The organism is Eubacterium callanderi (assembly GCF_900142645.1).
Lineage (GTDB): Bacteria > Bacillota > Clostridia > Eubacteriales > Eubacteriaceae > Eubacterium > Eubacterium callanderi.
Genome location: NZ_FRBP01000005.1, coordinates 129,322 through 142,055, shown reverse-complemented (window position 1 = coordinate 142,055; position 12,734 = coordinate 129,322). Strand labels below are relative to the sequence as shown.

Here is a 12,734-nt window from a genome sequence, read left to right as displayed (position 1 = left end):
ATATCAACCGCCCTCAATTCAGGACGATTATTGGCATCTTTATCAGCTGAACCGTTTGAGAATGTTCAGCCAGCGCATAAACCGCATGGGGTTATCTTTATATACACCGATGGCATACCCGATCAGTGCTAAAATGACAATCAGGATGGTACGCCAAAACCCGATGGTCAAAAACAGAACGGCGGTGATGATTCCCGCGAGAATCCAGATAATCCTGCCCGAATAAGGCTTTGCCCAGGTATAAAACCGGCTGAACCGGCTTTCCTTTGGCTGTTTTTCCACAGCCTGGGGCGATGCCTGCTGGCGGACGTTCATGCTTCCCTGCATTTGATTCTGCGTTTGATTATTCATGTGTGTCCCTCCTTCTTAGAGCACCTGTCTGTGGGCTCCCTTGCTTCGGGCATCCATTTCATGCACCTTTACCTTAACGGATTTTACCGGCTGGTTAATGGTGCTGCCAACAGTCTGATAAATGTTCTGTTGAATATTATTTGCAAGCCCGGTGATGTCGTCCGCGTCATCCACATAGACATCGGCCTGAATCTTTGGCTCATGGGAGCGCTTGTTCAGTTTGGCCTTAACGTCAATGGCATTGTTGCCGATAAGGTCAGACACCGCGTAACGCGCGGTAGACTCAATGGCTTCTTTGGAAATTTTGATCTTTCCTTTGGCCTTGTTGATGGTCAGGTAGTGTGAAGAAGCCGGCGCCAGTATTGAAATGAAGAATAACACCAGGAATGCAATCATGAGTACAACGCTGAATCCAATTAAATAATATCCCAGCCAATTTTCAAAGACCAGGTAAGCTGCCAGTGTGTCGGATACATAGGGTACCGGAAACAGTAATGCAAACATTACGAAGGCAGTTGCCAATCCTAACAGCGATACAATAAATAACAGGATACGTTCAAGTTTATTCATTGTTTTTCTCCTTTCTAAGTAATCAATTACCATTCTCTTTCAATAAATGTTCTATTGTTTACTGTTTGTTGTACATAATTGTACCCTTCAAATTTGGTTCTTAACCATTTATTTCACTAATATTAATTTTTCCTTAAACAATCAGTCGAGAAAATATCACCTCATTGTTTTGTTTCCCGATAGCGAAAAAGGGCACAGTGCCTGCTCTCATAAACAGGCACTGTGCCCTTTTCTCCTTATAGTTATTTTTTTAACCTATTTATTGCGATACCGTTTCCTGACCACGCTTGTCCAACACTACCAGTTCCTTGAGCCTTAGTTGGAAGTAGGGCCTGCCGTCCTCCTCATATTCCTCCAGCACACCGGTGGCCCGCACCCAGGCATTGTCCTCGGGGTAGTTGCCATCTCCCTTCACCTCAAAGCCTGGCATGGTGTCCGTACCGCAGCAGCCCGGGCCGTTGCGGTACACAAATCGGTAGCTGTCCCCGGTCGACAGGTTAGCTGTACTCTTGAACATTCCCTCCAGACGGATGGTCTTGCCCAGATAGTTCTGATGGTTCAGATAAATATCATTGATCTGGGCCACAAACATCTTCTCTGTGATGTCCACATCCACAGGGATTTCCTGCGCGCCTTTGGCCGAGATGCCTGAGGACTGCGCAGAGGCTGGCGGGCTGGCGCCGCTGCCCCCATCCTGCGCCGAGCAGCCGGAAAACAGCAGGACCGCGGCCAGCAGCAGCACCGTTAATATTTTTCTTTTCATCGGATTACCTTTCCTTTCACAAAATCAATGAGACAGAAGAAACCAAACACCACAATGTGCACGATGACGATGCTGGCGCCCGTGGGAGTGGCCCGGACATAGGAAAATCCCATGCCGATGAGAAAGCACACGAGCGACATCACCGACGCGCAGATCAGGACCGACCGGAAGGTTTTGCAGAGCCGCATGGAGTAAAGGGCCGGGAAGATGATCAGACTGGTGATCAGCAGGGTTCCCATCATACGCATGCCCAGCACAATGGTCACCGCAGTGAGGATTGCGACCAGCATATTGTACAGCTCAGTCTTTACGCCTGTAGCCCTGGCGAAGTTCTCGTCAAAGGTGATGGCGAAGATCTTGTTGTAAAAAACGACAAAGAGTACCAGCACCACAACGGACAGGATAATGCTGAGCCGTACATCACTCACACTCATGGCTAAGATACTGCCAAAGAGGTAGTTGCACACATCGGTGTTCATGCCCGTGGTCAGAGAGATGACCACCACCCCGACTGCCAGGGCGCTGGTAGACAAAAGCGCGATGGCCGCGTCACCCTTGATCTTGCTGTTTTCGCTGATGCGGAGCAGGAAAAAAGCGGAGACGACCACCACCGGGATGGCCACTGACAAGGGCGCCAAATTAAAGGCCATGGCAATGGCCAGGGCCGCGAAACCCACGTGGGATAAGCCGTCGCCGATCATGGAATACCGCTTGAGCACCAGACTGACACCCAGCAGCGCCGCGCAGAGGGATACCAGTATCCCCACCACCATCGAGCGCACCAGAAAGGGATAGGATAACATTTCACGGATCAGGTCAAGCATGTTCCCCACCTCCCAGAAAATGGCGCCCTACCGGGCTTTGCCGGTAATCCTCCACCGTGCCGTAGAACAGCTGGCGGCCGCCCAGATGCAGCACATGACTGTTGTAGCGCACCACACTTTCGATGTCGTGGGACACCATAACCACCGAGATCCCCAGTTTTTTGTTCACCGCCTTTACCAGCTCATAAAGCCGCCGCGTGGCCACCGGGTCAAGGCCCGCGGCCGGTTCATCCAGTAACAGAATCTTGTTGGTGGCGCAGAGGGCCCGGGCCAGCAGAACCCGTTGCTGCTGGCCTCCGGACAGCTCCCGGAAACAGCGCTTTCTCAGCTCCTCAATGCCCAGCCGCTTCAGGTTAATCTCTACGGCCTTTTTATCGGCTTTCCGATAAAACGGCCGAAACCCTTGGCGGTTCAGCCGCCCAGAGAGCACCACCTCGTACACACTGGCGGGAAAATCGCGCTGAATGGGGCTTTTTTGCGGCAGGTAGCCAATTTCGTTTTTCCTGAGACCTTCCCCCATGATAATCTGGCCGGAGCCGGGGCTTTTCAGCCCCAGCAGTCCGGCGATCAGGGTGCTTTTTCCCGCACCATTCTCTCCCACAATCCCGAGGTAATCCCCAGCATTGATCTCAAAATTCAGCCCCTCCACAGCAGTCACACCGTCGTAGGCAAAGGCAACATCCTTACAGGTAAACAGTGCCATTTTAGTACAATGCCTCCCGCAGAACGTCCACGTTTTCGTTCATGTAGTCCAGATAGGTCTTGCCGCTGTCAAAGTCCTGCTGTGTCACGTTATGGCAGGCGTTCAGCTGCCGCTTTACCGCACCGGTGCTCTCTGCAATGGAATCGGCCATCCGTTCATTTGAGAGCTCGGTGTGGAACACCACAGGAATGCTCTCCTTTTTTACCTCGTCGATCAGGAAGGCCACCGTGGCCGCACTGGGCTCCGTTTCGGTGGAGCAGCCCGGGAAGGCGGCGTAGTAGCTGAGACCGTAAGCGTCTGTTAGATATCGGAAGGGGAACCGGTCGCCCACCACAATGGTTTTACGGACCGCTCCGGCTGCCATATCCTTAAAACGCCCGTCAAGGGTGTTGAGCTTGCCAGTATATATCTTGGTGTTCTGGTCAAAGGTCTGTTTGTTGTCCGGGTCGATTTCGTCCAGAGTGCTGTCAATTTTTTCGACAATTTTCACCGCGTTCTGCGGGTCGAGCCAAACGTGCTCATCATATTCCGGCGCTTCAGCCGGCTCGGCTTCGCTGCTGTCCTGGTCGTGACCATGTTCGTCCTCCATACCGGCCACAGTTTCCTCCACCACAGGCTGCACACAGTCCATCATGGCGATCTTCTTCATGCTGGGCGCATCGATGGAATCCAGGATACTGTCGATCCAAGCGTCGGAGTCCCCTCCGCCATAGATAAACACATCACAGTTCTGAATCTTGATAATGTCCTGTGGGGTGGGCTCATAGGAATGGCTCTCAGCTCCCGGGGGCACCAGCATCGTGACCTCGACCTTGTCGCCGCCCACCTGTCTTGCGAAATCATAGGGCGGAAAATTTGTGGCAACCACCTTGATAACGTCGTTTCCGTCTGTTTTTTCACTGGTTTTCTGGCAGCCCGCAGCTCCCAGCATCAACATGCCTACTAATAAAATAATGGTTAAAAACCATGCCAAGCGTTGTTTTATCATAAAAAAACCTCCATTTTCTCTGATTTTGAGTATAAAGAAACAAGGATACGCTGCTTTTATAAGCAGAGCTACTCCCTTGAGGTTTTTTCAGTTGTTCATCCGTACCTTTAGCCGAACCGGCGAAGTGACTAAAAAGAAGCTGTCCCATTTAAAGGTCATACAGCGGAAAATAAGCCGCAGCACCAGCAGAGCGGCCACCAGGGCCGAGCCGGTATCCAGCTGCTTGAAAAAGTTCTGGAGCGCAGACATCTGCATACAGATCGGGCATCCGTCGCCCACACAGTCATGGTGGGCCTCCTCTGTCATGAAGGCGGTGCTGAGGAAAAAGAACACGACAAAAAAAGCCGCTAGTAAAAGTGTCAAAGCACGTTTCTTTTCAGACCTTATCGTCATCCTGTTCCCTCCTTGTCCGGTATTCCAGTATAGAAAATTCTGTGAATTGAATTCAAGTATATCGGATTTTGTAAGTCTTGTCAAATTTTATTCATCTATCTGCCCACTTTCCGGTTAACCAGATAAATGCCCAGCGACGCGGCCAGCAGCCCCAGCAGAATGAAACCGGTAAAAGATTCTCCGGGTAACAGCAGAATGGACAGCAGACTGCCGAATACCGGAATCAGGAATTTAAAGGCCGTGATAGCGCTGGCCTCATTATAGCGGAGCAGCACGTTCCACAAAGAAAAGGCCACGCCGGAAATAATGGCAGCGTAAATTAGCAGCAGCACACCCTTAAGGGTAAAGATCAGGTGCAGGCCGCCGCCGGCCATACCAAACCCCACGCCCAGCGCCAGGAGCACCAGCGCGCCCAGAACCATCTGATAAAAGGAAAAGTGGAAAGGATTAATCTTGTCCGACAGGTATTTGGCCACCAGAACACCCCCGGCGTCTCCCAGTCCGGCGATGAGAAGGAATCCCTCTCCTGTCAGGGTGAAATCAAAATTAAGACCCTCGGTACCGCCGTTGACAGCAGTCAGCAGAATCCCGGTAAAGCCCAGTACCATGCCGAGCACCTTGTTGCGGTTCAGGCGATCACGCTTAAAAAACAATGGCGCCAGCAGCACGACCAGAAAAGTACCAGCTGTCGCGGCGATGCTTCCTTTAACTCCGGTGGTATTGCCCACCCCGATATAAAAAAAGAAATACTGCACCGTGGTGCCCAAAAGTGCCAGTGCCACGATCCACCGGCCGTATTCAGGATGCCATCGCACCCTGTCCCCCCGGTTAAAAAGCCGGTTGAGCGCCAGCACCACAAAGCCCGCAAGAAAAAAGCGCAGCCCGGCAAACACCATCTTGGACCAGATATCCCCCGACGGAATCTGGAACCACTGGTACCCGATCTTGAGCACCGGAAAAGCGCTTCCCCACAGAAAGGTGCAGAGGATGGCTGTGAGGATGGTGTTTGATTTCTTTTTAAAAAAGATCGTTTTCTTGATTGACTCGTTGTTTTCCAAAATAATCGCTCCTCGATTTTTATCATTGGCTTTTCGGCCTCTGCTTTTATTATACATTTCACGCACATAAAAAGAAAGCACCCGCGATGCAGATTGGAAAATCGCGGGGCTTTCTGGATTATGAAAGGATTATGATTGAACACACATGGTTTAAGCGATCAGCTCTTTAACAGAGGTCACCGCAGACGCGGCGTCGGAAGCGTAGGCGTCTGCCCCGATGGCTTCGCCAAAGTCAGCGGTAATGGGCGCACCGCCGATTAAAATTTTGACATGGCTGACGCTGTCTTCTTCACGGATGGCCGCCACGGTTTCTTCAAGCGACGGCATAGTGGTGGTCAGGAGGGCAGACAGCGCCACCAGTTCAATGTCCGGGTTGTCCTGAAGGGTCTTGATAATTTTATCCTTTGGCACATCCACACCAAGGTCCGTCACTTCAAAGCCTGCGCTCTCGATCATCATGGACACAAGGTTTTTGCCGATGTCATGCAGATCGCCGTGGACAGTGCAGATCAGGACCTTTCCCCCGCTTGCGGCATCACCGCTTGCCAGATGGGGCTTTAAGACCTCTACTCCGAGTTTCATGGCTTTGGCGGCAACGAGCATCTCGGGCACATAGACCTCACCGGTCTTAAAACGTTCGCCGATTGCGTCCATGGCTCCGATCATCCCAGTGTTCAAAATTTCCATGGGATCACAGCCGGCATCTAAGGCTTCCTGCACAATTCCCTGGATCAGCTTTCTTTTTCCTTTTGCAATGGCTTCTGATACTTTTTGAATATTTTCGTTCATTTTTTATTCTCCCTTTTTATTAATCAATTTATCTGAATACTTATGGCCATTTTATCCGATAACGCCCTCTCTAAAGGCATCGATGTATTCCAGGCAGTACTCATCATTTTCAAGCAGAGCGTCGGCAGCGTAGATCATGGCCATCATATCCCGGTTGGTCGGATCCACAATGGCGCTGTCCATGCCGGCCTCCATGGCCAGCACCATAAAGGCCTGGTTCACGTATTTTCTCCCCGGCAGCCCGAAAGAAATATTGCTGAGGCCGCTGGTGATATGGATTTCCGGGTACTCCGCCTTGATCTGACGGCAGCACTGTGCAAACATGGTCAAGGCGTCCTCACTGGTGGAAAGTGTGACCACCAGCGGGTCAATATGCAGCCTGGATGGGGCAATATTGTACGCCTCGGCTCTGTCCATGATATTGTGAAAGACCTCCATGCGCCGCAGCGTCGTGTCTGGGATGCCACGGTCGTCACAGAGCAGCGCCACACATTCCCACTCAGTGTTGGCGATGACGGGAAAAATCATGTCGATTTTATCCCCTTCCATGGATACAGAGTTGATGAGTCCCGGCTTTTTGCAGTATTTCATGCCTTCAATACAGGCCCGGGGGCTTGGGCTGTCCACACAGACAGGAACGTCGGTTGTCTCCTGAATCAGGTCGATCATCCATTTCAGGGTTTCACCTTCTTTTTCTTCCGCCACTGAGGCGCAGCAGTCGATAAAGGTGGCATTGGCCTCGGATTGTATCCTGGCCCGGTGCCTGATTTCTTCTCCATCACGATTTTTGATGGCTTCTCCAACTGCGGGAATGGAACCGTTAATTTTTTCTCCTATTATAATCATCCGTTTTCCTTTCTCTTTTCTAAAATCTAACTTTCCTTACTGACTAAAGCCGCACCGCCAAAGAGCACCAGCGCGCCCAGGATCGTGCCGAGTCCCGGCATTTCCAAAAAGGGCGGGAACATCAGGATAATGACGATCCAGATGCCATAGGTGATATTGAGCACCTGAGCGGTGGCAACGCCGCTGTATTCCATACTGTAGTACCAGGTGATGTAGGATACCCCGCCCAGGCAGGAACCAATGAACAGAATGATCCACACTGCAATTTTGACGCCGCCCAAACCTGCAAAGGCCGGGATCGCCATGTTCATGTCAAAGGATTGAACCAGGCTGAGCACATATCCAAAGTTATTGGTAGCGATTGATATAATGATGATTAAGATCAGGTATAACAGCAGGAGGAAGGTTCTTCTCAGGGTCGTCGATACCGTCGAGGACACATCTCCGCGCATCATGTTATAACCAAAGCAGCCTTCCATGGCATAGCCGACCGCACATATAAAAGCGATGCCGTATACAAAGATCGGAACACCCGCGCCGGAAAGCCCATACATAACGCCGGTGCCCACGATACACAGGATAATGCCGAAAAATTTTAGTTTTGTCAGTTTTTCCTTAAACCAGATGGCGGCCACAATGGCCCCGATGGCCGGGAATGCGGCAGAAATAGTGCCTGCCACCGATGTGGAGTAACTGCTGGCAATGGAGTACGGGATCGCGCCCAGCAGCCCGGAAAACAAAGCTGCTGGAATAATACCGAAAGAGCTTTTGCTGAATAATATCTTCAGGTAATCCTTGAACTCACCAATTTTTATCAGGTAGCAGCACTCAAAGATCAGTCCAAAAACACTGTCGCAGAGACCGATGACCAGTGCGGTGGTAATGATGAGAATCCAGCCCTGGAAATTATCAACGGTCCCGGTGCTGCCCGCGTACAGGTTTAAAACATTGTACAGGAGCACGGTATAAAATCCCCAGGACAGACCGGAGGCCACCCCAAACAGGATTCCCTTTTTCTTGTTCGCTGACATAATTCACCTCTCTTGGGGGCTGCTCTTAGCGCGCTTCCACCATCTTCATGTATTTTTTCATTTCCGCCTCTACCGCTGGGTCAACGACCATCTCCGGCGCTTCATCTAAGATCTTCTGAACGCGTTTGCTGGCCTGCTCAATGAGGTCTGGGCTTCCGTTCTTTTCCCATTGTTCATAACTTTCCCAGTCAGAGACGGTTGGCTGCCAATCATCATGGCAGTAGTCCAGCGTACTGTCATTGGTCATGAAATCGCCGCGGAAATCCGCTTCGTAAATTTCATCAAGGGCCAGGGTTTCCTCAGTGGTTTCCATTCCCTTTAATATATGCTGCACACGGCCGATGAGTTCATCATCGAGAACGGTTTTTTCAAAAGAGGTACACATCAGATTCTCCAGGGTGCCCACAGACTGACTGGTTAAGGTAACGCCCGCCAGTGCGGTGAGGATAAAACTCTGCATGGTTTCCATCCCTGCCTGATAATCAATAGCCTTTGAACTGGTGACACCGGTCTGGGCTCTTGCCGGCAGATGATAGTAATCCTTGTACATCTGTGTAGCGGCGATGAGCATGAGGGCTGTATCCGGTGCTGCACATTCCCATGAGGCGTATTTGAGATTACCGTAGGTCAGGGATGCGGACAGGATAACCGGAACACCGGGCTTGATCAGCTGGGCATATACCAGACCGGCCAATTGCTCAGCATTCTGGAGAGCCACCGTCGAATACAGGAATACCGGCGAGGTGATGCCGGACATAGGAGCAGATACAATGGAAACCGGCTGGTTCCAGGCGGCGTAAACCTCGATGCCCTCGCAGGCAAACTCGGAATAGTACAGCGGAGAATTTGGACAGACTGCATGCCAGGTCACATAGTGATCTTGGCAAAAGCCCTCTTTCCCAAAGGCCACCTCGTACAGCCGGAGGTTTTCTTCCTTTTCGGCGATGGAGTCCAGTTCCATAGGCGCCAGAAGCGGTTTGTCACAGTGTTTAAAGGATTCATAGGTCATGTACATTCCTTTATAACGCTGGGGAACATCGCTCGGGCTCATGGGCTGGTAGCCGGCAATGGGAATGTTCTCACAGGCATGGTAAACCTTCTGCATATTGGCAAAGTCCTTCAAGAGAGGAGCCCGCCGTCCCTGTTTCAGATCTGAAACGAAAACCTCTCCCCCTGCCGGGTGGACCGACAGCTGCGCGCCACAATTGACGCTTTTGGCATCGTCCATGGCCTGAAGCTTAAAGGTGGAGGGACACTGTTTAACAGAAGCCTCGACCAGAGCCCTTGGAAAGAAAACAATCTCGCCCTCTACCTTGCAGCCGGCCTTTTTTAAAAGGTCGCGTGCCTTTTCGCTTTCAAAAATGACCCCTTTTTTTGCCAGAATCTCCATACTGGCTTCGTGTACCCGGTCCATTGCTTCTGGACTCAGCACTTCAATTTTTGAATTCATCATGTTTATTACTCCTCCTGAATTTTTGCTTTTCTGAACGGCCCGTTCGTTTCATGGCTCTATCATAGCCTGTTTTCCCCCCCGCTGACAACGCGCAGGTTCTGACATCTGCATGCATATTTCTCCAAAATCAAATTTTGATGCCTCTTTCAATTTTTTATGGTCACTGATCAAAAAAAGATGGTGTGCTGGCTGAAAACCTTCAAAAATTTCCATTGAAATCAAATTTTGACATTCTGCACTGGAGGATCGTAATATCAAAAACTGCTGATTTCGATTTCAAAAAAACTGTGCTATCCTGAAAACAGATCAGGGCGCCCTGTACACGGGCTGCCCAATAAATATAAAAAGGGGAATAAAAAATGGTAGACGGAAAATTTATTGAAATGCAGACCGAGATTATGAAGAACTATCCCCCTGCAAACGCCCAGGCGCTGTTAAACATTTTTAACGCCGCCTCCGGTATGCAGGAATATCTGGATGACGTTCTGGCCAAAACGCGTGAGTCCTATCTGTACACACAGCTGAGGGACCTTGTGGAAAATTACTATGATATCGGAACATTGCTGGACGTATATCAGATCTTTGGCGGATACATCAACACATCCTTTGGTATCTATACTGAAAAGAACGGTGAAAAACAAACCTGGTTTGTCCGTAAATACAAAAACGGCAAGGAACTGGAATCCCTGCTCTTTGAACACAGTATGCTGAAGTACGCCAGGGAAAACGGGTTCAGCTATGGTGCGGTCCCCATCCCAGCCAAGGATGGTAAAACCTATCACGAGGTAACGGAAACCACCACTGAGGGCGAGACCAAAAGCTATTTTGCTGTTTTTAACTTTGTGGGCGGGAAAGCACACTACGACTGGATTCCCAATTGGGCCAACGCTGGAGTCGCCGATCTTACTGTCACCTCAGCGGCAAAATCGCTGGCCGAATTCCACAACTCAACCCGCGGATTTGACCCCGAAGGGCGCCACGGAGACAACATCATGGACAATGAGGACATCACCGTGAATGAAATCATCAGGAAATTCCCGAAAACCCTGAAGGAATACCGCAAAAGCTACGCCGAAGCAGGCTTTGAAAATGTTTATACTGAATACTATGACGCCAACTACGACTACTTTGCCAAAATGTGCGAACGCTCAGTGATTCCAGACGCCGATTATAATACCATGGTTTCCAACGTCTGCCACTGCGACTTCCACCCCGGCAACTTTAAATACCTGGACAACGGCGAGGTCTGCGGCAGCTTTGACTATGATATGGCAAAAATCGACTCCCGTCTGTTCGAGCTGGGTCTGGCCATCCACTACTGCTTCTCCTCCTGGCTCTCTGATACCAATGGCATCATTAACCTGGGCCGAGCGTCCCTGTTCGTAAAAACTTACGACGAAGAACTCCATAAAGCCGGCGGCATTGAGCCTCTGACAGCCATTGAGAAAAAGTATCTCTACGAGGTAACCATACAAGGGGCCCTCTACGATTTGGGCTGGTGCAGCTCTGCCTGTGTTTACGACTCCACCCTGGACCCCTACGAGTACCTTTTCTACACCCAGCACTTTGTGGCCTGTCTGAAATGGCTCGAGGCCAACGAGGAAGCTTTCAGAAAAGCCTTTAAATAAAAAATAAAAACCCGCCGCGGGCTCCCCTGCGGCGGGTTTTTTCTATTCCTCTTTTTTTACCAGCCGATACTGGCAGAGCCGTTTTCCACGCTGAAAATGCTCACCGTTATCGACGGTTTCCTGGACGATTTCGATCAGGCCCATGGCACGCATTTCCACAGTCCATTCTCTCACCAGCTCCCTGTACTCAGTGGTATAGTTTTTTTCATAGGCTTCAATATAATCTGCAATTTCATAGTCCCATAGCTTCTGGGCGTCCTCCAGATGCTCCAGAATGGCAATTTTAGCCGGCGGGCGTTTCACGTTTTTCTCCCTTTCTACCAGAGAGCTGACCGTGTTTTTCTGGCGCAGCAGCGGCAGGCCGTCCGAGTTGGCGCAGTCCATATAAACAATGACCACCCCTATCAGGGAGCCTGAGGCCGCCAAAATAGTGTACCAGTCCGGCGTGTCCATGAAAAAAACCATACTGAGCACCAGCAGAATAAAGCCGGAAAGATTGCTGACCGCCGGCCCCCTGCAGGCCCCGATAAAGACAATACTCCGATACCAGTTAATATAATTGACAGCCAGAAAAATCCCGATGCCCAGGATCATCCATGCGCTCTGACTCTGGAAGCAGGCCTTAAAAGCAGCGAGGATCGGTGATCCTGTAAACAGCAGGAACAGACACACCATCAGCCAGAGCAGACTCTCAAAGCAGAAACGTATCCCCAGACACACATCCGAGTCTGAGGTCTCACAGAGCTTTCCAACAATGGCTGCCTCTACTCCCCAGCCAATGCCGGCCGCGATCCCAAACAGGGACAACATGAGTGAATTGCTGCTCTCTGCAAAAAGATTGGGCAGATAGATCAGACTGGAGCATACCAGGATAACAAGGATTCCCAGGGCACACTGCCAGCTGATAATCTCTTTATACCATTTGCGCGCGATAGCGGCTGTGAGCACAGGATAAAACAGCACCGCAATAGTCGAAAAAACCGTGTCGGACAAGGCGAGAATGTAGGTGCAAAAGGCCGCGATCCCGCCTGCCAGAGCCGCCAATGCCACCTTACTGATAACCGACGGAGAATGCAGGCACCGAAGAAATTCCTTAAACTTATGCTGTGAACCGATCCACACCAGGTTGATGGCCGTCACCATAAAAGTGGTCGCGGTGGCCAGCACGGTGGGCAGCATTGTCATGGAATAGCTGTCACTCTGGTGTATTTTCATGACCGAGGTGATGAGGATATAGGCCATCCCCCAACAGGTGCCGCAGATCAGGGCATAGCGGAAGCCCAGATTACATCGGATGATATTTTGTTTATAGCCAACGAGGTTATCATTTTTCATAA

The 12,734-nt window shown here is 50.6% G+C and carries 13 protein-coding genes and 1 pseudogene; 1 reads left to right on the top strand and 13 read right to left on the bottom strand.

The features are described 5' to 3' along the window. Nucleotides 1-42 precede the first annotated feature (42 nt). The 12 genes and pseudogenes from BUC22_RS22425 to BUC22_RS07730 form a co-directional block, all read right to left on the bottom strand. A complete protein-coding gene (locus BUC22_RS22425) occupies nucleotides 43-351 on the bottom strand; it encodes a DUF2273 domain-containing protein (RefSeq protein WP_013378908.1) in 309 nt (102 codons plus the stop codon). A gap of 15 nt (nucleotides 352-366) precedes the next feature. Further along, entirely contained in the window at nucleotides 367-921 is a 555-nt protein-coding gene (gene amaP, locus BUC22_RS07780) for an alkaline shock response membrane anchor protein AmaP (RefSeq protein ID WP_013378907.1), read from the bottom strand. A 259-nt stretch (nucleotides 922-1,180) separates the two neighbouring features. Further along, nucleotides 1,181-1,684, bottom strand: coding sequence for a TIGR03943 family putative permease subunit (locus BUC22_RS07775; protein WP_013378906.1), 504 nt, complete (start codon nucleotides 1,682-1,684; stop codon nucleotides 1,181-1,183). Further along, entirely contained in the window at nucleotides 1,681-2,508 is an 828-nt protein-coding gene (locus BUC22_RS07770; RefSeq protein WP_013378905.1) for a metal ABC transporter permease, read from the bottom strand. The genes BUC22_RS07775 and BUC22_RS07770 overlap by 4 nt, the downstream gene beginning before the upstream one ends. After that, nucleotides 2,501-3,211 carry a metal ABC transporter ATP-binding protein gene (locus BUC22_RS07765; protein ID WP_013378904.1) on the bottom strand — a complete coding sequence of 237 codons (711 nt, stop codon included), beginning with the start codon at nucleotides 3,209-3,211 and terminating at the stop codon, nucleotides 2,501-2,503. The genes BUC22_RS07770 and BUC22_RS07765 overlap by 8 nt, the downstream gene beginning before the upstream one ends. A 1-nt stretch (nucleotide 3,212) precedes the next feature. Beyond that, nucleotides 3,213-4,199, bottom strand: a complete 987-nt coding sequence (locus tag BUC22_RS07760; protein ID WP_013378903.1) for a metal ABC transporter substrate-binding protein — start codon at nucleotides 4,197-4,199, stop codon at nucleotides 3,213-3,215. An 87-nt stretch (nucleotides 4,200-4,286) separates the two neighbouring features. Beyond that, on the bottom strand, nucleotides 4,287-4,592 hold the full coding sequence (locus BUC22_RS07755; protein WP_013378901.1) for a hypothetical protein: 306 nt from the start codon (nucleotides 4,590-4,592) through the stop codon (nucleotides 4,287-4,289). 95 nt (nucleotides 4,593-4,687) lie between these two features. Then, nucleotides 4,688-5,650: a DMT family transporter gene (locus tag BUC22_RS07750; protein WP_050814035.1), complete on the bottom strand. Its 963-nt coding sequence runs from the start codon at nucleotides 5,648-5,650 to the stop codon at nucleotides 4,688-4,690. 150 nt (nucleotides 5,651-5,800) lie between these two features. Then, nucleotides 5,801-6,439: a cobalamin B12-binding domain-containing protein gene (locus BUC22_RS07745; RefSeq protein WP_013378899.1), complete on the bottom strand. Its 639-nt coding sequence runs from the start codon at nucleotides 6,437-6,439 to the stop codon at nucleotides 5,801-5,803. 51 nt (nucleotides 6,440-6,490) lie between these two features. Beyond that, nucleotides 6,491-7,285 carry a methyltetrahydrofolate cobalamin methyltransferase gene (locus BUC22_RS07740; protein ID WP_073382670.1) on the bottom strand — a complete coding sequence of 265 codons (795 nt, stop codon included), beginning with the start codon at nucleotides 7,283-7,285 and terminating at the stop codon, nucleotides 6,491-6,493. 26 nt (nucleotides 7,286-7,311) lie between these two features. Continuing rightward, entirely contained in the window at nucleotides 7,312-8,316 is a 1,005-nt protein-coding gene (locus tag BUC22_RS07735; protein WP_013378897.1) for a choline transport or trimethylamine permease, read from the bottom strand. A gap of 25 nt (nucleotides 8,317-8,341) precedes the next feature. Further along, nucleotides 8,342-9,787: pseudogene (locus BUC22_RS07730) on the bottom strand (trimethylamine methyltransferase family protein); the annotation flags it as partial. A 341-nt stretch (nucleotides 9,788-10,128) separates the two neighbouring features. On the opposite strand from BUC22_RS07730, the gene BUC22_RS07725 reads away from it, so the two are divergent. Then, entirely contained in the window at nucleotides 10,129-11,397 is a 1,269-nt protein-coding gene (locus BUC22_RS07725; RefSeq protein WP_013378892.1) for a phosphotransferase, read from the top strand. A 42-nt stretch (nucleotides 11,398-11,439) separates the two neighbouring features. Here the strand turns inward: BUC22_RS07725 and BUC22_RS07720 are convergent, their stop codons facing one another. Continuing rightward, nucleotides 11,440-12,732: a DMT family transporter gene (locus BUC22_RS07720; RefSeq protein WP_070081132.1), complete on the bottom strand. Its 1,293-nt coding sequence runs from the start codon at nucleotides 12,730-12,732 to the stop codon at nucleotides 11,440-11,442. Nucleotides 12,733-12,734 lie beyond the last annotated feature (2 nt).